Source organism: Variovorax sp. IB41 (assembly GCF_016405905.1).
Taxonomy (GTDB): domain Bacteria; phylum Pseudomonadota; class Gammaproteobacteria; order Burkholderiales; family Burkholderiaceae_C; genus Variovorax.
In genome coordinates this window covers 15,791-34,442 of the sequence record NZ_JAEFCB010000005.1, presented here as the reverse complement: position 1 = coordinate 34,442, position 18,652 = coordinate 15,791, and the positions used below count along the sequence as shown (strand labels likewise).

At 67.7% G+C, this 18,652-nt stretch carries 19 protein-coding genes; 2 read left to right on the top strand and 17 right to left on the bottom strand.

Features of this window, described 5'->3' with window-relative positions; translation table 11 throughout:
• Positions 1 to 132: 132 nt before the first annotated feature.
• The 16 genes from JC881_RS11960 to glpD all read right to left on the bottom strand — a co-directional run bounded on the left by JC881_RS11960 (position 133) and on the right by glpD (position 15,643).
• Positions 133 to 636 carry a hypothetical protein gene (locus tag JC881_RS11960; RefSeq protein WP_198785930.1) on the bottom strand — a complete coding sequence of 168 codons (504 nt, stop codon included), beginning with the start codon at positions 634 to 636 and terminating at the stop codon, positions 133 to 135.
• 23 nt (positions 637 to 659) lie between these two features.
• Positions 660 to 1,733, bottom strand: a complete 1,074-nt coding sequence (locus tag JC881_RS11955; RefSeq protein WP_198785929.1) for a beta-ketoacyl synthase N-terminal-like domain-containing protein — start codon at positions 1,731 to 1,733, stop codon at positions 660 to 662.
• Positions 1,730 to 1,960 carry an acyl carrier protein gene (locus JC881_RS11950; RefSeq protein WP_198786157.1) on the bottom strand — a complete coding sequence of 77 codons (231 nt, stop codon included), beginning with the start codon at positions 1,958 to 1,960 and terminating at the stop codon, positions 1,730 to 1,732. The genes JC881_RS11955 and JC881_RS11950 overlap by 4 nt, the downstream gene beginning before the upstream one ends.
• 80 nt (positions 1,961 to 2,040) lie before the next feature.
• Positions 2,041 to 3,198 (bottom strand): ABC transporter permease, encoded by a 1,158-nt coding sequence (locus JC881_RS11945; RefSeq protein ID WP_198785928.1) that lies wholly within the window; start codon positions 3,196 to 3,198, stop codon positions 2,041 to 2,043.
• A 9-nt stretch (positions 3,199 to 3,207) separates the two neighbouring features.
• A complete protein-coding gene (locus JC881_RS11940; protein WP_198785927.1) occupies positions 3,208 to 4,116 on the bottom strand; it encodes an ABC transporter ATP-binding protein in 909 nt (302 codons plus the stop codon).
• Between the two features lie 4 nt (positions 4,117 to 4,120).
• Complete coding sequence (locus tag JC881_RS11935; protein WP_198785926.1) at positions 4,121 to 5,101, bottom strand: BtrH N-terminal domain-containing protein; 981 nt, start codon at positions 5,099 to 5,101, stop codon at positions 4,121 to 4,123.
• A complete protein-coding gene (locus tag JC881_RS11930; RefSeq protein ID WP_198785925.1) occupies positions 5,098 to 5,493 on the bottom strand; it encodes a hypothetical protein in 396 nt (131 codons plus the stop codon). Before JC881_RS11930 ends, JC881_RS11935 begins: the two co-directional genes overlap by 4 nt.
• 2 nt (positions 5,494 to 5,495) lie before the next feature.
• A complete protein-coding gene (locus JC881_RS11925) occupies positions 5,496 to 6,632 on the bottom strand; it encodes a beta-ketoacyl-ACP synthase III (protein WP_198785924.1) in 1,137 nt (378 codons plus the stop codon).
• The gene (locus JC881_RS11920; protein WP_233101733.1) at positions 6,622 to 7,680 is read right to left on the bottom strand and encodes a dialkylrecorsinol condensing enzyme; all 1,059 of its coding nucleotides are present in this window, start codon (positions 7,678 to 7,680) and stop codon (positions 6,622 to 6,624) included. The genes JC881_RS11925 and JC881_RS11920 overlap by 11 nt, the downstream gene beginning before the upstream one ends.
• Before the next feature lie 145 nt (positions 7,681 to 7,825).
• A complete protein-coding gene (locus JC881_RS11915; RefSeq protein ID WP_198785923.1) occupies positions 7,826 to 9,559 on the bottom strand; it encodes an ABC transporter substrate-binding protein in 1,734 nt (577 codons plus the stop codon).
• Between the two features lie 88 nt (positions 9,560 to 9,647).
• Complete coding sequence (locus JC881_RS11910; protein ID WP_198785922.1) at positions 9,648 to 9,956, bottom strand: DUF2160 domain-containing protein; 309 nt, start codon at positions 9,954 to 9,956, stop codon at positions 9,648 to 9,650.
• A gap of 15 nt (positions 9,957 to 9,971) precedes the next feature.
• On the bottom strand, positions 9,972 to 10,784 hold the full coding sequence (locus JC881_RS11905) for a carbohydrate ABC transporter permease (RefSeq protein WP_019656045.1): 813 nt from the start codon (positions 10,782 to 10,784) through the stop codon (positions 9,972 to 9,974).
• Positions 10,781 to 11,671, bottom strand: coding sequence for a carbohydrate ABC transporter permease (locus JC881_RS11900; protein WP_093434003.1), 891 nt, complete (start codon positions 11,669 to 11,671; stop codon positions 10,781 to 10,783). The genes JC881_RS11905 and JC881_RS11900 overlap by 4 nt, the downstream gene beginning before the upstream one ends.
• Positions 11,668 to 12,738 carry an ABC transporter ATP-binding protein gene (locus JC881_RS11895; RefSeq protein WP_198785921.1) on the bottom strand — a complete coding sequence of 357 codons (1,071 nt, stop codon included), beginning with the start codon at positions 12,736 to 12,738 and terminating at the stop codon, positions 11,668 to 11,670. The genes JC881_RS11900 and JC881_RS11895 overlap by 4 nt, the downstream gene beginning before the upstream one ends.
• A gap of 158 nt (positions 12,739 to 12,896) precedes the next feature.
• Positions 12,897 to 13,967 (bottom strand): ABC transporter ATP-binding protein, encoded by a 1,071-nt coding sequence (locus tag JC881_RS11890; RefSeq protein WP_198785920.1) that lies wholly within the window; start codon positions 13,965 to 13,967, stop codon positions 12,897 to 12,899.
• A complete protein-coding gene (gene glpD, locus JC881_RS11885) occupies positions 13,967 to 15,643 on the bottom strand; it encodes a glycerol-3-phosphate dehydrogenase (protein ID WP_198785919.1) in 1,677 nt (558 codons plus the stop codon). Before glpD ends, JC881_RS11890 begins: the two co-directional genes overlap by 1 nt.
• Before the next feature lie 121 nt (positions 15,644 to 15,764).
• Between glpD and JC881_RS11880 the strand changes: the two genes are divergently transcribed.
• On the top strand, positions 15,765 to 16,535 hold the full coding sequence (locus JC881_RS11880) for a DeoR/GlpR family DNA-binding transcription regulator (RefSeq protein ID WP_198785918.1): 771 nt from the start codon (positions 15,765 to 15,767) through the stop codon (positions 16,533 to 16,535).
• 32 nt (positions 16,536 to 16,567) lie between these two features.
• Positions 16,568 to 18,067: a glycerol kinase GlpK gene (glpK, locus tag JC881_RS11875; RefSeq protein ID WP_198785917.1), complete on the top strand. Its 1,500-nt coding sequence runs from the start codon at positions 16,568 to 16,570 to the stop codon at positions 18,065 to 18,067.
• A gap of 18 nt (positions 18,068 to 18,085) precedes the next feature.
• On the opposite strand, the gene JC881_RS11870 is transcribed toward glpK, so the two are convergent.
• On the bottom strand, positions 18,086 to 18,550 hold the full coding sequence (locus JC881_RS11870) for an SH3 domain-containing protein (protein ID WP_198785916.1): 465 nt from the start codon (positions 18,548 to 18,550) through the stop codon (positions 18,086 to 18,088).
• Between the last annotated feature and the right edge of the window lie 102 nt (positions 18,551 to 18,652).

Sequence of the window (18,652 nt, the reverse complement as noted above, 5' to 3'; positions counted from 1 at the left end):
GAAGCCCCTCCGCTGAAAAGAGGCTCGCCCCCAGGCTGCGCGCACTTCGTGTCGCTTCGCCAACCCCCTACCGGGGGCAACACCTGCGGCCCGGCAAAGCCGGTTCCGCGGTGTTTCTGAAAAGGGGTCGGATCAGGCAGGCACGAGCCGCCACCACTCGGAGCGCGGCAACTCGTCGTTGCGCGCCTCCTCGACGATGCCGAACAGCAGGCCGTCGCGCGGGGTGCCGAGCTTGGCCAGCTGCAGCAGGCGCTCGGGGTCGCGGCACAGCATGAAGCTCGCGTCGCCCTGCCATTCGAGGCAGCGGCCGACCTCGGCGAGCATCAGCGCGGGCTGGCTCTGCATGAAGGTGAAGGGCATCGGCAGGCCGGCATCGAGCTGCTCCAGACCGGCATGCGTGGCGCCCCAGGCGCCGCGCTTGCTGGCCACGCGCAGGCGCGCGGCCTGAGGCAGCGCGGCTTCGTCGGCCGCATCGAGGCAGCGGCGCGCGCCGTACATCGCGAGCTCGGTCCACAGGCCGACGCGGCGCGGCCGGCGGCCCAGGCGCCTGGCGAGGTCGTCGCGCCATTCCGCGGGCGGCGGATGAACGACGAAGTGGGCGACGGTGCGCCAGGCGGTTGCGGTTCCGGCATTCATGGCGATCTCTCTGGGCAAGGCGCTCATGCGTGGCAGTCCCTCAGAAGCAGCGATGCGTGTCCGCCGCCGAAGCCGACCACGTTGAGCAGGATGTTGCGCAGCCTCGTGGGCGCCCGGGTGCTCAGCGCAATGCCCAGCGTGTCGTCCAGCGGATAGTCTGTCGACGGCCAGGCCCCGCCCTCGATGCAGCCCACCAGCAAGGCCAGCTCGGCGGCGCCCGCGGCGCCCAGCGTGTGGCCGAGCGAGGACTTGAGCGACACCAGCGGCGGCAGCTGTCCGAACACGTCCTTGAGCGCCTCCACCTCGATGGCGTCGTTGACCGGGCTGCCCGCGGCCTGCACCTTGATGAGGTCGATGTCTTCGGGGCGCAGGCCGCTCTGCGCGAGTGCCGCCTGGCACATGGCGCGCACGGCGCTGGCCTCGGTGCCCGAGGGGTTGCGCCCATCGACCACGTTCGCGCCGCCCGTGATGCGCCAGCGCGCGGGCCGTGCGCCCAGGCGCAGCGCGGCCACGGCCTCGCCGAGCACCAGCCCCCTGCGCTCCGCGCCGAAGGGCTGGGCGCTGCCCGAGGCGAGCAGCTGCATCGCGCGAAAGCCCGCGGCAGTGAACCGGTTGTCCAGCTCGGCGCCGAGCACCAGCGCCTCTTCGGCGCCGCCGCTGCGGATCAGGTCGGCGGCCGCCAGCACGGCGTTGAGCGCCGAGGTGCAGGCCGTGGAAATGGTGAAGACCGGGCCTTCCCAGTCGAGCGCCGCAGCCACGATGCCGGCAAAGTCCTGCAGGTCGCCGCCCAGTCGCAGGTCGGGCTTCTCGTACTCCATGTAGCCGATGTCCAGCGACGACGAGGCGACAAAGAGCGGCGCCGTGCGGTCGCCCCAGTCGCCGGTCTGCGCGACCACGTTGCGCACGGTGCGCCGCAAGCGCTCGAGCCAGCCGCCCTCTTGCGGCGGCAGCTTGTAGACCGGCCAGCCGACGCCCCGCGCGGTGGTCACCGGCGTCGGCGCCACGCCGCCGCGCCGCAACGCGTCGAGCGCGCCGGGCATGTCGTTGCCGAGCACGCAGGCCAGGCCGGTGGCGGCCAGGTAGACGCCGCCGCTCATGCCTTTCCCGTCTGTGCGAGATGTTGCGCGAGGTGAGCGATCGAGGTCAGCGCGCGGCGCGTTTCCTTGCTGTCGGGCATGCGCACGCCAAAGCGCTGCTGGATCGTCATCGACACCTGCAGGGCATCGAGCGAATCGAGGTCCAGCCGCGCCTCGGGGCCGAACAGCGGCTCGTCGTCGCCCAGGCCCCCGGGGGGCGCCTCTCGCTCGACGGATTCGAGCACCATCGTCTTGAGGCTGGCGATGAATTCGGGGGTGACAGGGTGAACGGTACTCACGGGTGACTCACTGGTGACTCAGGGGTTGCTTACGGTGTGCGCCTGCGAAAAAGAAAGACCGCGAGAAGGAACATGGCCGCCGCAAACACGATCAGCCGGCCGATCTGCGGCCATGCATCGGCCACGCCGCCGCCGCGCAGCAGCACGGTCAGCAGCGCCTCGAGCCCCCAGTTCATCGGCGAGACCTCCACCAGCCGCTGCATGAAGCCCGGCATGACGAACTTGGGCACCATGATGCCGCCTGCGGCCGCCATCAGCACGTTGACCATGGGCCCGAGCGTAGCGGCCTGCGCATGGGTTCGCACGAGGCATGCCAGCGCGAGCGACAGGCTCACCGCGGCCAGGCTCACGGCCGCCAGCGACAGCAGCAAGGCGCCCCAGTGGATGCCCGCGAGCGAGAGCGCATCGCCCCCGACGAGCGGCATGAACCAGATGCCGGCCGCCAGCATCAGGATCGCCTGCAGCGCGTTCACGCCGAGGTAGGGCAAGGCCTTGGAGGCCAGCAGCATCGTGCGCGAGACGCCCAGGCTCTGCAGCCGGCCGAGTGCGCCCGAGCCGCGCTCCTGCACGAAGAGGCTGGAGAGCGAGGCCACCACGAAGAACATGCCGAAGACCAGCCACGCCGGCACGTTCTGCTGCACCGAAGTGGGCCGCGGGCCGGCGGTGGAGAAGCGCTCGGCCTGCACCATCGCCTGGATGGAGGCATCGGGCGCGGGGCTCGCGGTGCCGGGCACGGCCAGCGCGAGGCGCGCCTTCAGCTCGCCCGATGCGCCGATGAGTTCCGCGCGCAACGCGTTGAAGAGGTTGGCGTCGATGCCGGGCTCGGCCAGCAGGCGGATGTACGGCTTCGTCGAGAGCGCGGCCGATTCAAGTTCGTCCGAGAGGCCCGGCTCCAGCACGATCACGTACTTGAGCGAGCCGCTGCGAAGGCGCTCCTGCCAGTGCGCGCCCAGCGGCTGCGGCGCGCCGTGGCCGCGCTGCCAGATCTGCAGCAGCCACTGGGCGGGCGTCGCGGTGTCGCGCGCATCGACGGCATAGGTCAGCTCGGCCAGCGGCGGGCGGTAGATGTCCTTCAGCGTGAGCGACATCAGCACGATGAAGACCATCGGCATGAGGAACAGCACGGCCAGGCCGTGCATGTCGCGCACGAGGGCGAGCAGTTCCTTCCTGATGAGCGCGATGAGCATTGGCGTCGGTCAGTCGCGCAGCGAACGGTGGGTGAGGGTCATGAAGAGTTGCTCGAGGTCGTGGCGGCCGAACTCGGCGTGGCGCACCTGGATGCCCGATGCCTCGAGCGCCGCCAGCACCGGACCGGGGCCGCTGCCGGGGTTCAGGTGGATGCGCCATTGCGCCGCGCCCTGCTCCACCGTGCCGAAGCGCGACAGCATGTCCATGTCCAGCCCGTCGGCCGCCAGTGTCAGCAGCATCGCACTCCTGGACAGCAGATCGTCCAGAGACCCTTCGCGCAGCACACGGCCGTGGTCGAGGATCGCGACGCGGTCGGCAATGGCCTCGATCTCTTCCATGTAGTGCGAGGCATAGATCACCGCCGCGCCCGCCGCTGCCAGGCTCTTGATGGCATCCAGGATGAACGCGCGCGACTGCGGATCGACGCCGACGGTGGGCTCGTCGAACAGCATGAGCTCGGGCTCGGGCAGCAAGGCGATCGCGAGGTTGAGCCGCCGCTTGAGGCCGCCCGAGAGCCGGTCGGCGCGCACGCCGGCGAACGCCTCCAGCTGCGAAAAATGCATGCAGGCGTCGATGCGCGTCTTCTTGCGCGCGCCCGACAGCCTGCTCGCGGCGGCAAAGCACGCGAGGTTCTCCGACACCGTGAGCATCGGATAGAAAGCCTGCTCCTGCGGCGCGACAGCGATGCGCGTCGGCGTCTTCGCGCGCACCGCGTGCAGCGGCTGGCCGTCGACGAGGATCTCGCCCGACTGCACCGCGAGCGCACCCGAGAGGTGCGAGATCAGCGTGGTCTTGCCCGCGCCGTTCGGGCCGAGCAGCCCCAGCACGCAGCCCCGCGGCACGGCGAGCGAGACATCGGCCAGCGCGGGGGCCGTGGCGTGCGGGTAGAGGTGTCCGAGATTCTTCAGCGCGAGCATCGGTTCAGGCGACGGCAGCCTTCAGGTCGCGAAAGAACGTCTCCTCCTGCTGCGCTTGCTCGCGCAGCTTGCCGGCCAGCGCGGCCGGATCGACGGGCTCGCGCCCCTTCACCATGCGCGCCGCCTTGAGCGCGAAGGCGCGCCAGCCGTCGCCGATGGCGATGAGCCGCTCCGACATCTGCGTGAGCTGCGGCTTGTCGAGCAGTTGCGCGGCCTCTTGCAGGAAACCCGCGTAGATGAAGCGAAAGCCCGCCCCGCCCGTGCCGATTTCTTCCTGCATGCGCACCAGGTGGCCGATGAAATCGACGCTGCGCGGATCGGCGGCCGAAAGCCGCTGCATCCGGTTGGCCAGCGTGCGCATGCCGCGCACGCCGACGATGGGAATGGGCGCGAGCATGTTGCGCACCGTCTTGCGGATGGCCTTGGTCACCGAGGCGGCATCGACCGCCTTGCGATCGATGGCCTGCGGGTAGTACATGAGCCCCTTGGGCGCGAGCACGCCCTTGGCGAAGCGAGCTCGGGAAAGGTCCGCGCTCGCGCAGCGCACGGGTTCCTCGAACACCGGGTCGCTGATCAGGTAGTCGTCGCCGTCCTTGCCGTAGACCAGGAGGTTGTGCGCGTTGAAGTGAAAGCGCATGTTCGGCGGAAAGTACGGCAGCCAGTAGACCGAGGTCTGCAGGCCCACCAACCGGCCGTCGGCCAGCAGCGCATCGAGCCGCTGCTGCCCGGCCTCGGGGCTTCGGAAGGTCTCGAAGCTGAAGCGCGCGGCCATCGGTGCCAGCAGGCCCTTGATGATCGCCTTAGGCGGCATGCGGTAGGAGATGAGCGGCAGGCCCGACAGCTTGATGAACGGCAGGTACGCGAACGACAGCGCCGACGAGAGGCCCAGCGCCATGGCCTCGGTCATCGGCGCGCCGTGGTGGCGCATGAGGCTGGAGATGACGCCGCTTTCGCAGTGCGCCGCCTGTTGATGCTGGAAGTTCACGGCAGGGCCTGCAAGGTGGAAATCGGAAGGCCCAGCGCCTGGGCGTAGCGCGCCAGGTGCGCCTGGGAGAGCGCGGCGAAATGCCGGGGCTGCAGGTGGCGCCGCACGCGCCATTGCCAGAAGCCGCTCGTCTGCGAGAGCAGCGCCACGTCCATGCGGCGCTCGTACATCCAGTATTCGAGCGGCGATGCGAGGCCGGCCTGCGCCCGCGCCTTCGCTTCTTTCGCCTGCTCGACCAGCACGTCGACCGCATGGCTGGTGACGATCTCTTCCGCCTCCCAGCCGCGCGAGGTGGTGGTGACGACGCGGCCCTGTGCATCGCGCGCGTACATCAGCTTGGAATGGCCGTCGAGGGTCGCGTTGCCCTCCTGCGGAACTGCGTCGAGGTCCATGGCTATACCGCTTCCATATGGATGAAGCCGCTGGAGAAGCGGCCGCTTTCGGGCACGAACATCAGGAGCTTGTGCCCGGGCTGGATGCGCCCCGAACGGAACAACTCGTCGAGCATGATGTATGGCGAGGCCGACCCGGTATTGCCCTTGCGCGCGAGGTTGCTGAACCAGCGCTCGCGCGGAATCGAAAAACCCATCGCATCGAGGCAGCGGCTCACGGGCTCGACGAAATAGTTGGACGACAGGTGCGGCAGGAACCAGTCGATCTCCTGCGACTTCAGTCCGCGCTTCTCGATGATGGCCGCGAGCGGCTCGCCGAGCGTGGCGCGCACGATGTTCTCGTTGAGCAGCCGCACGTCCTGCTTGACCGCGAAGGTCGAGTCGCGGTGCCAGTCGGCGGGCGCGGTGCGGGCCCAGCCGTCGAGGCCGCCGCCAGCGTTCTTGTCGGCGCCGGCGTACATGCAGACCGGCAGTTCGTGCGCGGCGGACGACAGGTCGATCCAGTTCACCCGCAGCGACAGCGGACCGCGCGGCTCGCGCTCCAGCAGCACGGCGCCCGCGCCGTCGGACAGCATCCAGCGCAGGAAGTCTTTCTCGAAGGCCAGCTCGGGGCGCTCCTGGAGCGCCTCGAGCTTGTGCTCGAGCTCGGCCTCGAAGTTGGCGCCGCGCATCACGGCCGATGCGAGCTCCGAGCCAGTGGCCACCGCGCGGCGCGCGTCGCCCGCGCGCACCGAGAGCCACGCGTGCTTGAGCGCTGTGGTGCCGGCCAGGCAGATGCCCGCGCAGGCCACCACTTCCAGGCGCGGCCACCCGAGTTCGCCGTGCACCATCACCGCATGGTTGGGCATGAGCTGGTCGGGGAGCGACGTGCCGGTGGCCAGGCAATCGACCGGGCCGATGTCGTCGCCCAGGCCGCGGATGGCCGAGGCGGTGAGCTGCGCATTGGTCATGGCCAGCTGGCCGGTGGCGCGGTCGATGGCGTAGTGGCGCGACTGGATGCCGTTGCTGCGAAGGATCAGCCGCCGCGCGCGCGATGCCTTGCCGGCGATGCGTCCGAGGACTTCTTCGATGTCTTCATTGCTGACCGGGGAAAAGGGCAGGAAAGCGGCGGTGCGGGTCAGGAAGACATCAGTCGTCATAGAGATGGGAGCGGTCCGTGGCGGAGCCCGACGGGCACTCGAATTGGGCTGTCATTTTAGTCAGCCACCCCTTGAACAACGGTCGCAGCAGCGCCTGCAGCGTCAAGCTCACGGGCACGACCGTGACAATGAGCGCAAGCAGGAACACCACGTAGAGCAGCAACAGGGGCTTGCGCTGCCAGGCCCCGGGCCCGCCGGCCGCCATGATGAGCTTGCCCCAGAGGAAAAAGCTGCGCGTGCCGGCCTTCTCGCTGATGAGCAGCCGCGCATTGGCCTCAACCGCGCCCAGGCCCGCCAGCAACGGCCCGGTGCCGCGCTCCAGGTCGCCATGCAGCGCGTCGCGCAGCGCGCGGCCGAAACGGCCCGAGCTACGAATTTGCGTAGTGCTGAGCCCCGCATCGGGCATGCCCCAGAAGCCGCGCTTGCGGCCCCAGATGAGCCACGCGGGCGTGGTGAAGAAGGTGGCGAGCGTCGGGCCGGGGTCGGTCAGCACCACGTTGTCGATGAGGCGCGCGCCCGCGTCGTCGAGCATGCCCTTGAGCTTTTCATGGGCCAGCAGCCACATGTTGCGGCACGCGATGACCGTGACCACCGGCTTGCCCGCGAGCAGGCGCGTGGCCAGCGGGTGCTTGAGGAACGCGGTGACCGGCTGCGAAGGCGCGAGAAACCACACCTGGTACGGGAGGATGACGAGGTCGAAGTCTTCCTCGCCCGTGAGCGAGAGCGGCGCGAGCGGCGGCGGCTTCAGGTGGGCCGATTCCGGGAACGCGTCGAAGAAGGTGATGAAGGGCCAGGGGAACGGGAACGGCGCCTCTGGGCGCAGCGTTTCCTCGTGCACCGCGATCGACGGATCGGCCCTGAGCGGCACGACGATCTGCTCGGCGACGCTGTCGAGCTGTCCGGATTGCGAGTAGTGGATCACCAGGACGCGCTTGGGGCGTGCGGCAAGGCCGGGGCTGCTGGCGGGGCCGGTGGAGCTGGCGGAGCTTGGAGAACTGGAGGTCACTGGGTGGGCGGTTTCGAGGGCCGTCGAATGTAAGCCAAGCATCGGCCGAACGCATCTGCCATTGGTCATGCCGTCGCGCCGATCCCACGACCGGGGCTGTTCCCGATAGGCATAGCAAAAAAGGGGCCGCGCCCTGCGGCACGGCCCCTTTCACTCAAGCGGGCTCTCTCTTTTCAGGCAGGCGCGCTCAGCGCACCTTGCCTTCCTTCCAGGCGCCCAAGAGCTTGTTGTAGTCGATGGTCTCGCCCTTGGGCTTTTCGTTGGCCAGCTTCTTCCACGGGGCGTGGTCGTCGCTCAGGTACTTGGCCGGATCGCCCTTGGGGTTGAGCTTGGGCGCGCAATGGGCCATGCCGGCGCGCTCCAGGCGGGCCATCACGTTGTCCATCTCGTCGGCCAGGTTGTCCATCGCCTTCTGCGGGGTCTTCTCGCCGGTCACGGCTTCGGCCACGTTCTTCCACCACAGCTGCGCGAGCTTGGGGTAGTCGGGCACGTTGGTGCCGGTCGGGGTCCATGCCACGCGCGCGGGGCTGCGGTAGAACTCGATCAGGCCGCCGTACTTGTTGGCGTTCTGCGTGAAGTAGTCCGAGCGGATGTCGCTGTCGCGGATGAAGGTCAGCCCCGTGATCGACTTCTTCAGCGAGGTGGTCTTGGCCGTGATGAACTGCGCGTAGAGCCAGGCTGCGGCCGTCTTGTTGGCGTCATGGCCCTTGAAGAAGGTCCACGAGCCCACGTCCTGGTAGCCGTTCTGCATGCCCTGCTTCCAGTACGGGCCGTTGGGGCCCGGGGCCATGCGCCACTTGGGCGAGCCGTCGTCGTTCACGACCGGCAGGCCCTTCTTGGTCATGTCGGCGGTGAAGGCCGTGTACCAGAAGATCTGCTGGGCGATCTGGCCCTGCGCGGGCACCGGGCCGGATTCGCCGAAGGTCATGCCCATGGCTTCCTTGGGCGCGTACTTCTTCATCCAGTCGATGTACTTGGTGAGCGCGTACACGGCCGCCGGCGAATTGGTGGCGCCACCGCGCGAGACCGAGGCGCCCGTGGGCGTGCACTTGTCGGCGGCCACGCGAATGCCCCACTCGTCGATCGGCATGCCGTTGGGGATGCCCTTGTCGGCCGCGCCGGCCATGGAGAGCCACGCGTCGGTAAAGCGCCAGCCGAGCGACGGGTCCTTCTTGCCGTAGTCCATGTGGCCGTAGATGGGCTTGCCGTCGATGGTCTTCACGTCGACGCTGAAGAATTCGGCGATGTCCTCGTACGCGCTCCAGTTCAGCGGCACGCCCAGGTCGTAGCCGTACTTGGCCTTGAACTTGTCCTGCAGGTCCTTGCGCGCGAACAGGTCGGCGCGGAACCAGTACAGGTTGGCGAACTGCTGGTCCGGCAGCTGGTAGAGCTGGCCGTCGGGCGCGGTGGTGAAGCTGGTGCCGATGAAGTCCTTCAGGTCCAGGCCCGGGTTGGTGAACTCCTTGCCGGCGCCTTTCATGTAGTCCGTGAGCGACATGATCTTGCCGTAGCGGTAGTGCGTGCCGATCAGGTCGGAGTCGGACACCCAGCCGTCGTAGATCGACTTGCCCGACTGCATCGAGGTCTGCAGTTTCTCGACCACGTCGCCTTCCTGGATCAGGTCGTGCTTGACCTTGATGCCGGTGATTTCCTCGAAGGCCTTGGCCAGCGTCTTGGATTCGTACTCATGGGTGGTCAGCGTTTCGGAAACGACCGACACCTCCTTCACACCCTTGGCCTGCAGCTTCTTGGCGGCGTCGATGAACCACTTCATCTCCTCCATCTGCTTGTCCTTGGACAGGGTCGACGGCTGGAATTCGCTGTCGATCCATTTCTTGGCCTCGGCCTCGCCGGCCGACGCAGCACCGTGCGCGGCGAACATCGCCGCTGCCAGTGCCAATGCCGTGTAGCGCATCTTCATGAATGTGTCTCCTCGGTTGTGCTTCCCCGGTTTTTTCATCGCGGCTCCGGGGAGGCGGAGAGCCGGACGCGTCTCGAAAATCGGTGGGCTAGCCTTTGCGCATGACGAGGGCGAGCACGAACATCGACAGCACGAAGCTGATCCAGATCGAGGGCTCGGCTTCCAGGCTCATCCATTCCTGGAACTTGCCGGCCAGGCCGATGAAGACCAGGTTCACATAGGCGGCCGACAAAAGGCCGATGAAGAGCCGGTCGCCGCGCGTGGTGGCGATCGGCAGCCAGCCGCGGCGCATCGTGGTGGGCGACTTGAATTCCCACACCGTCATGCCGACCAGCATGAGCGCGATGCAGATGAAGAAAACGGCCACGGGCGTGGTCCAGACCATCCAGTCGAACATGTCGCCTGTCTCCTCTTAAACGCGGCCCATCGCGAAACCCTTCGCGATGTAGTGACGCACGAACCAGATCACGATCGCGCCCGGCACGATGGTGAGCACACCGGCTGCCGCGAGCGTCGCCCAGTCCATGCCCGAGGCGCTGACCGTGCGCGTCATCGTCGCGACGATGGGCTTGGCGTTCACGCTCGTGAGCGTGCGCGCCAGGAGCAGCTCGACCCAGCTGAACATGAAGCAGAAGAACGCCGCCACGCCCACGCCGGCCTTGATGAGCGGCAGGAAGATGGTGAGAAAAAAGCGCGGGAACGAGTAGCCGTCGATGTACGCGGTCTCGTCGATCTCGCGCGGAATGCCGCTCATGAAGCCTTCCAGGATCCACACCGCCAGCGGCACGTTGAAGAGCAAATGCGCGAGCGCCACGCCCAGGTGCGTGTCCATGAGCCCCACGGTGCTGTAGAGCTGGAAGAACGGCAGCAGGAACACCGCGGGCGGCGTCATGCGGTTCGTGAGCAGCCAGAAGAACACGTGCTTGTCGCCGAGGAACGAATAGCGCGAGAACGCATAGGCCGCGGGCAGCGCCACGGTGAGCGAGATCACCGTGTTGATCGCCACGTAGATCAGGCTGTTGATGTAGCCCGAGTACCACGACTCGTCGGTGAAGATGCGCGCGTAGTTGGCCCAGGTGAGCTGCTGCGGGAAGAACGAAAAGCTCGAGAGGATTTCCTCGTTCGTCTTGAAGCTCATGTTGATCATCCAGTAGATGGGCAACAGCGCGAACAGGATGTACAGCACCAGAAAAATGCTGCGCTTGTGAAACCTTTTCTCGTTCATTTTTCCACCTCCACTTCCTGCGTACCGACCCGCTGCATCCAGTTGTAGAGCACGAAGCAGAACAACAAAATGATCAGGAAATAGATGAGCGAGAACGCGGCCGCCGGCCCCAGGTCGAACTGCCCCACGGCCTTCTGCGTGAGGTACTGGCTCAGGAACGTGGTCGCATTGCCCGGCCCGCCGCCCGTCAGCACGAAGGGCTCGGTGTAGATCATGAAGCTGTCCATGAAGCGCAGCAGCACCGCGATCATCAGCACGCCGCGCATCTTGGGCAGCTGGATGTAGCGGAACACCGCGAACTTGCTCGCGCCGTCGATGCGCGCGGCCTGGTAGTAGGCGTCGGGAATCGAGCGCAGGCCCGCATAGCAGAGCAGCGCCACGAGCGGCGTCCAGTGCCACACGTCCATCACCAGCACCGTGAGCCACGCGTCGGTCGCGCTGCCGGTGTAGTTGTAGTCGATGCCCATGACCTGCAGCGCATGGCCCAGGAGGCCGATATCGGCGCGGCCGTAGATCTGCCAGATGGTGCCCACCACGTTCCATGGAATCAAGAGCGACAGCGCCACCACCACCAGCACCGCCGACGACTTCCAGCCCTTGGCCGGCATCGACAGTGCGAGGCCGATGCCCAGCGGAATCTCCACCAGCAGCACCGACAGCGAGAAGCCCAGCTGGCGCCACAGCGCCTGGTGCAGCTCGTCGTCGCGCATCACCGAGGCGAACCATTCGGTGCCCACGAACACGCGGCGCTCCGGCGAGATGATGTCCTGCACCGAGTAGTTGACCACCGTCATCAGCGGCACGATGGCCGAGAAGGCCACGCAGATCAGCACCGGCAGCACGAGCCACCAGGCTTTCTGGTTGATGGGTTTGTTGGTGGCGTTCATGCGACCAGTTCCTCGTCTTTGTAGTAGCAGGTGTGGGCATCCAGCACCCGCAGCCACACCGTGTCCCCCGCGGCCGGCGGCTGCTCGTCGGAGTGCAGCCGCACCTTGATCACGATGCCGTCGACTTCGGCGCTCAGCATCGCGTGCGTGCCGACGTCCTGCACCTGCTTGACCACCGCCGGCACGGCGCCCGCGGCGCCGGCGTTCGACAGGCGCAGGTACTCGGGGCGGATGCCGATCTTCAGCGGCCCTTGCGGGAGCTCGCGCGTCGGCACGAGCGGCGTGCCCGCCACTTCGAGCGCGCCGTTCGTGCTCTTGGCCGAGAGGAAGTTCATGCCCGGCGAGCCGATGAAGTGGCCGACGAAGGTGTGGGCCGGCCGCTCGAACAGCGCCTCGGCGCTGCCCACCTGCACGGCCTTGCCGCGCGTCATGACCACCACCTCTTCGGCGAAGGTGAGTGCCTCGACCTGGTCGTGCGTCACGTAGATCAGCGTGAGCTTGAGCTCGCGATGGATCTGCTTCAACTTGCGGCGCAGCTGCCACTTCAGGTGCGGATCGATCACGGTGAGCGGCTCGTCGAAGAGCACCGCCGACACGTCGCTGCGCACCAGGCCGCGGCCCAGGGAGATCTTCTGCTTGGCGTCGGCCGCCAGGCCCGCGGCGCGCTGGTTGAGCTGGCCGCTCATGTCGAGCATCTCGGCGATCTCGCCCACGCGCTTCTTGATCTGGTCTTCGGGCACCTTGCGGTTGCGCAACGGAAACGCGAGGTTCTCGGCCACGGTCATGGTGTCGTAGATCACCGGGAACTGGAACACCTGCGCAATGTTGCGCTCCTGCGGCGTGGCGCGCGTCATGTCGCGGCCGTCGAAGGTCACCGTGCCCTGCGAGGGCACGAGCAGCCCCGAGATGATGTTGAGCATGGTCGTCTTGCCGCAGCCCGAGGGGCCGAGCAAGGCGTAGGCGCCGCCGTCGCGAAAACTCATCTTCAGCGGCAGCAGCGCATAGTCGCTGTCCTGCGTGGGATTGGCGCGGTAGGCGTGGGCCAGGTCGAGATCGATGCGTGCCATGTCAGCTCTCCTTCACGCTCTCGCGTGATTCGCAATGCATGAAACAGGCGAGGTCTTGTCGTGGAACACCGCGGAACCGGCTTTGCCGGGCCGCAGGTGTTGCCCCCTGGAAGGGGGTTGGCGAAGCGACACGAAGTGCGCGAAGACTGGGGGTCATGCTAGGTCCTTCGCCATGCGGGCGCCAGCGCCAGTTTTTCACTGGCATCGAACACATAGGCTTGCGAAGCGCTGAAGTACAGCGTGATCGAGGCGCCCAGCTCGAAGCGGTGCACGCCGGTGAGCTGCGCCACCAGTTCGCCCACCGCGGTATCGACGTGCACGAAGGTGTCGGAGCCCGAGATCTCGGCCAGCTCCACCTTGCCGGGCAAGGCGATGTCGCCCTCGCCCGCGCCCACGTTCAACGCACTCGCGCGCAGGCCGACGGTGACCGCGCCCGAAACGCTTTCGGGCAACGCCAGCGCCAGCGCCGGGCCGCCCGCCAGTTGCACCTGGCCCGCGGTTGCGGTGCCGGTCAGAAGGTTCATCGGCGGATCGCTGAAGGCGCGCGCCACGCGCAGCGATTGCGGCGCATGGAACACCTCGGCGGTCGGGCCGTATTGCAGCAATTCGCCCGCATCCATCACCGCGGTGTAGCCGCCGAGCAGCAGCGCCTCGCCGGGTTCGGTGGTCGCGTAGATCACTGTCGAATCGCCGGTGGCGAAGAGCTGCGTGAGCTCTTCGCGAAGGCCTTCGCGCAGCTTGTAGTCCAGGTTCACGAGCGGCTCGTCCAGCAGCATGAGCGGCGCGTTCTTGGCGAGCGCGCGCGCCAGCGCCACGCGCTGCTGCTGCCCGCCCGAGAGCTCGGCCGGCAGGCGGTCCAGGAACATGCCGATGTGCAGCTTGTCGGCCAGCGCCTTCACGCGCGCGTCGATGTTCTTCTCGCCGCGCAGCTTGAGCGGCGAGGCGATGTTGTCGGACACCTTGAGCGAGGGGTAGTTGATGAACTGCTGGTAGACCATCGCGACGTTGCGCTCGCGCACCGGCATGCCGGTCACGTCCTTGCCGTCGACCAGCACCTTGCCCGTCGTGGGCGTATCGAGCCCCGCCATCAGGCGCATCAGGCTGGTCTTGCCGGCCTGCGTGGCGCCCAGCAGCACGGTCACCGCGCCGCTCTTGGGGGCGATGCTCTGTTCATAGAGCCATGTCTGCGCGCCGACCTTCTTGGTGACGTGCTCCATCGTCAGCTGCATCAGCTCACCTCCACTTCCACTTTGTCGTTGTTCTTCGCGCCGGCATTGGCCTGCAGCCAGGCCGCGACCTGTTCGCGCTCGGCCGGCGTGTAGTGCAGGCCGAGCTTGGAGCGGCGCCAGAGCACGTCGTCCGCGCTCACGGCCCATTCATGGGTTTGCAGGAAACGCAGCTCGCGCTCGTGCAGGTCGGGCGCCACCGCGGGGCCCAGGTCGGCGAGCGATTTCGCATCGCCGAGCAGCTCGGACACCCGCGCCCCGTAGGCGCGCGCGAGGCGGCGCGTGAGCTTGCCGTAGAGCCATGGGTATTTCGCCTGCACGGCCGAGACGAAGCGCTCGAAATCGTCGTCGGGCCGGCGCGCGGCGCCGATCCATGCCGACAGGTCGCCGCCGGCGAGGAACGCGCCGTCGGTCCACGCGGGACGCTGCGCATTCGACTGGCCCAGCATCTTGCCGACCTCGTCGGCCGCGTCTTCCGCGAGCTTGCGGAAGGTGGTGATCTTGCCGCCCCACACCGACAGCAGCGGCGCGGCGGTGGTGTTCGACTCGAGCATGTAGTCGCGCGTGACGGCCGAGGGGTCGCCCGAGGCGTCGTCCAGCAGCGGGCGCACGCCCGAGTAGGTCCACACCACGTCGGCGGGCACGATGGGCCTCTCGAAATAGCGGCTGGCCTGCGTGCAGAGGTAGTCGATCTCTTCTTGCGCGATGCGCGCGGCGCCGGGGTCGTCGCCGTTCAACTCGATGTCGGTGGTGCCGATCAGCGTGAACTCGTCCTGGTAGGGGATAGCGAAGATGATCCGCTTGTCGGGGTTCTGGAAGATGTACGCGTGGTCGTGCTCGAACAGGCGCGGCACGACGATGTGGCTGCCTTTCACCAGGCGCAGACTCTTGGTGGCCAGCGATTCGCCCTTGGCCGACTGCGCCACGCCGCGCAGGAACGATTCGGCCCACGGCCCCGCGGCATTCACCACGGCGCGCGCGCGCACGGTGCGCGTTCCTTGCGGACCTTCGAGCGTGGCGGTCCAGCCGTCGGCATCGCGCCGGGCATGGGTGCAGCGGGTGCGCGTGAGCACCTCGGCGCCGCGTGCTTTCGCATCGAGCGCGTTCAGCAGCACCAGGCGCGCATCGTCGACCCAGCCGTCGGAGTAGACGAAGCCGCGCTTGTACTGGTCCTTCAATGGCTTGCCGGCCGCGTGCTTGCGCAGGTCGACGCTGCGCGAGCCGGGCAGCACCTCGCGCTTGGCGAGATGGTCGTACATGAACAGGCCGATGCGGATCATCCAGGCCGGCCGCATCGAGGGGTCGTGCGGCATCACGAAGCGCAGCGGCCACATGATGTGCGGCGCGCTCTTGAGCAGCACCTCGCGCTCTTGCAGCGCCTTGCGCACGAGCGAGAACTCGTAGTACTCCAGGTAGCGCAGGCCGCCGTGGATCAGCTTGGTGGAGGAAGAAGACGTGTGCGAGGCGAGATCGTCCTTCTCGCACAGCACGACGCGCCAGCCGCGGCCGGCGAGGTCGCGTGCGATGCCGCAGCCGTTGATGCCGCCGCCCACGATCAGCACGTCGCAATCGATCGGTGGCAGAGGCGAACCAGAAGAGAAATCGCTCACAGGAATGGGGCCCGTTGAATCGTGACTTTGGTCACTGGAGGGCGCCATTGTATTTTCGGATTTTTTCATTTGGATTCCTTTTGGCGCGATTTTCCTCCGAGTTTTCCCTTAGTCCGGTTCGTTTTCTTTCGCTTTAAAGTGACGCGCCCTGTACGCTGCCCACAGTCTTTACGCACTCCACGACGCCCCTGTGAATTCCAACCCGCGCCAGATCAACCTCCTGGACACCGTGCGCACGCGCGGCTCCGTCACCGTCGAGCAACTGGCCGACATGCTGGGCGTGACCTTGCAGACCGTGCGGCGCGACGTGCAGCGGCTGGCCGACGAGGGGCTGCTCACGCGCTTTCACGGCGGCGTGCGCATGCCCAGCTCGACCACCGAGAACATCGGCTACCAGCAGCGCGAGACGCTGCACGCCGAAGGCAAGGCGCGCATCGCGCAGCGCGTGGCCGAGCTGGTGCCCAACGACTGCTCGCTGATCCTGAACATCGGCACCACCACCGAGGCCATCGCCAAGGCGCTGATGCGCCACACGGGGCTGCGCGTGATCACCAACAACCTGAACGTGGCGACCATCCTGAGCGGCAACGCCTCGTGCGAGGTGATCGTGGCGGGCGGCTCGGTGCGCGCGCGCGACCGCGCCATCGTGGGCGAGGCCACCATCGATTTCATCCGCCAGTTCAAGGTGGACATCGCGCTCATCGGCGTCTCCAGCATCGAGGCCGACGGGTCGCTGCGCGACTTCGACCTGCGCGAGGTGAAGGTGGCGCAGACCATCATCGCGCAGGCGCGCGAGGTGTGGCTCGCGGCCGATGCGAGCAAGTTCAACCGGCCGGCGATGATCCAGCTGGGCACGCTCTCGCAGATCGATCGCCTCTTCACCGACGCGGCGCCGCCCGCGCCGTTCGCCGACCTGCTGCATGCCGCGCAGGTGCGCCTGGAAATCGCGCGCGGCCACTGAAGCACGGGCATGACACAAGGAACAACGACCGAATGACGACCACCTACCTGCTCGCCCTCGACCAGGGCACCTCCAGCTCCCGCAGCATCGTGTTCGACCGCGAAGGCCGCATCGTCGCCATCGCGCAGAAGGAGCTCACGCAGATCTACCCGCAGCCGGGCTGGGTCGAGCACGACCCGATGGAAATCTGGCGCAGCCAGCTGGCCACCGCGCGCGAAGTGCTCGTGAAGGCGAAGCTCAAACCCACGGACATCCACGCCATCGGCATCACCAACCAGCGCGAGACCACCGTGCTGTGGAACCGCAAGACCGGCCAGCCGATGCACCACGCCATCGTCTGGCAGGACCGCCGCGCCGAGCCGCTGTGCGCGCAGCTGCGCGACGAAGGCATGACGGACACCATCCGCGAGAAGACGGGCCTGGTGATCGACGCATATTTCTCCGGCACCAAGCTGCGCTGGCTGCTGGACAACGTGCCCGGCGCGCGCGCCGATGCCGAGCGCGGCGAGCTGGCCTTCGGCACCGTGGACAGCTGGCTCATGTGGCAGCTCACCGGCGGCAAGGCGCATGTGACCGACGTGAGCAACGCCTCGCGCACGATGCTCTTCAACGTGCACACGAACGAATGGGACGCCGACCTCTTGAAGGCGCTCGACATCCCGGCCGCGCTCCTGCCGAAGGTACAGCCTTCGAGCTCGCATTTCGTCGACACCGATGCGGCGCTGCTCGGCCACAGCCTGCCCGTGGGCGGCGTGGCGGGCGACCAGCAGAGCGCCCTCTTCGGCCAGGCCTGCTTCGAGGCCGGCATGGCCAAGAACACCTACGGCACCGGCTGCTTCCTGCTGATGCACACGGGCGGCGCGTTCCAGCCCTCGCACAACGGGCTCTTGGTGACCAGCGCGGCGCAGACCGATGCGACGCCGCAGTACGCGATGGAAGGCAGCGTGTTCGTCGGCGGCGCGGTCGTGCAGTGGCTGCGCGACGGCCTCAAGGCCATCAAGGGCAGCGCCGAGGTGCAGTCGCTCGCCGAGAGCGTGCCCGATGCGGGCGGCGTGATGATGGTGCCCGCCTTCACCGGCCTGGGCGCGCCGTACTGGGATGCCGATGCGCGCGGCACGATCACCGGCCTCACGCGCGGCACGACCGTCGCGCACATCGCGCGTGCGGCGCTGGAGAGCATCGCCTACCAGAGCGCCGCGCTGCTGCAGGCCATGAGCCGCGATGCGGTGGCCGCGGGCGGCAAGCCGGTGGCCGAGCTGCGCGTGGATGGCGGCGCGAGCGTCAACGACCTCTTGATGCAGTTCCAGGCCGACCTGCTGGGCATTCCGGTGGTGCGGCCCGAAGTCATCGAGACCACCGCGCTCGGCGCCGCGTACCTCGCGGGGCTGTCGACCGGCGTCTATGCCGATGCGCGCCAGCTCTCCAAACTGTGGAAGGTGGAGCGGCGCTTCCTGCCGACCATGGGCCGCGCGCAGGCCGAGGAATCGATGGCGCGCTGGGAGCGCGCGGTGCGTCAGGCCACCGCGACCTGATCCGATGAGTGCCGGGGCCTACCAGCCCCAGACCAGGCGCCGCGCCACCCACCCGGTGCCGCCGCCTTCGTGCCGCACCTTGACCCAGTCGCCGCGGCGCTCCAGCGTGCGCAGCACGTCGCCGTAGCCCGCGCGCTTCACGATGGGGCTGCGCGTGCTCGGCGACTTGCGCAGCACCGCCACCTTCGCCCTCACCACGTGATGCGGCGTCCTGGCGGTCATCGGACGGTAGACCCAGGCCTTGTCGTTCTCGAAGTCGCTGACGTGCAGCCAGTTGCCCTTGCGGCCGATCACGCGGAACGGATAGCCCTTGCTCACGGTCCAGTGGGATTCGTAGCGCTGGCCGGGGCCAGTGCGCATGTTCAGGGTGTCGACCGCGGCGCTGACCATCTGTCGTTGAGGTGCGGCCGACGCGGACGGCAGGGCCATCCACGAGAGGGCGAAGGCGAGCAGGAGCGCGGGCAGCCGGCTGAATCTGGACATGGAGAGAGGGTTCCTTTCAAAGGGGATCGAAGTTTTTACGGCGAGGCCGCGCCTTGCCGGGCGAGCCCATCTGGGCGCGTGAGGCGCGATAAGTTCCTTGAG

What these genes read in the sequence shown, in the direction of transcription:
- JC881_RS11925 (WP_198785924.1), bottom strand. Translation starts at nt 6,632, where the DNA reads ATGACGACTGATGTCTTCCTGACCCGCACCGCCGCTTTCCTGCCCTTT.
- JC881_RS11900 (WP_093434003.1), bottom strand. Translation starts at nt 11,671, where the DNA reads ATGAACGCCACCAACAAACCCATCAACCAGAAAGCCTGGTGGCTCGTG.
- JC881_RS11955 (WP_198785929.1), bottom strand. Translation starts at nt 1,733, where the DNA reads ATGAGCGGCGGCGTCTACCTGGCCGCCACCGGCCTGGCCTGCGTGCTC.
- JC881_RS11910 (WP_198785922.1), bottom strand. Translation starts at nt 9,956, where the DNA reads ATGTTCGACTGGATGGTCTGGACCACGCCCGTGGCCGTTTTCTTCATC.
- JC881_RS11920 (WP_233101733.1), bottom strand. Translation starts at nt 7,680, where the DNA reads ATGCTTGGCTTACATTCGACGGCCCTCGAAACCGCCCACCCAGTGACC.
- JC881_RS11895 (WP_198785921.1), bottom strand. Translation starts at nt 12,738, where the DNA reads ATGGCACGCATCGATCTCGACCTGGCCCACGCCTACCGCGCCAATCCC.
- JC881_RS11870 (WP_198785916.1), bottom strand. Translation starts at nt 18,550, where the DNA reads ATGTCCAGATTCAGCCGGCTGCCCGCGCTCCTGCTCGCCTTCGCCCTC.
- glpK (WP_198785917.1), top strand. Translation starts at nt 16,568, where the DNA reads ATGACGACCACCTACCTGCTCGCCCTCGACCAGGGCACCTCCAGCTCC.
- JC881_RS11930 (WP_198785925.1), bottom strand. Translation starts at nt 5,493, where the DNA reads ATGGACCTCGACGCAGTTCCGCAGGAGGGCAACGCGACCCTCGACGGC.
- JC881_RS11915 (WP_198785923.1), bottom strand. Translation starts at nt 9,559, where the DNA reads ATGAAGATGCGCTACACGGCATTGGCACTGGCAGCGGCGATGTTCGCC.
- JC881_RS11960 (WP_198785930.1), bottom strand. Translation starts at nt 636, where the DNA reads ATGAATGCCGGAACCGCAACCGCCTGGCGCACCGTCGCCCACTTCGTC.
- JC881_RS11890 (WP_198785920.1), bottom strand. Translation starts at nt 13,967, where the DNA reads ATGCAGCTGACGATGGAGCACGTCACCAAGAAGGTCGGCGCGCAGACA.
- JC881_RS11940 (WP_198785927.1), bottom strand. Translation starts at nt 4,116, where the DNA reads ATGCTCGCGCTGAAGAATCTCGGACACCTCTACCCGCACGCCACGGCC.
- glpD (WP_198785919.1), bottom strand. Translation starts at nt 15,643, where the DNA reads ATGAAAAAATCCGAAAATACAATGGCGCCCTCCAGTGACCAAAGTCAC.
- JC881_RS11950 (WP_198786157.1), bottom strand. Translation starts at nt 1,960, where the DNA reads ATGGTGCTCGAATCCGTCGAGCGAGAGGCGCCCCCCGGGGGCCTGGGC.
- JC881_RS11905 (WP_019656045.1), bottom strand. Translation starts at nt 10,784, where the DNA reads ATGAACGAGAAAAGGTTTCACAAGCGCAGCATTTTTCTGGTGCTGTAC.
- JC881_RS11945 (WP_198785928.1), bottom strand. Translation starts at nt 3,198, where the DNA reads ATGCTCATCGCGCTCATCAGGAAGGAACTGCTCGCCCTCGTGCGCGAC.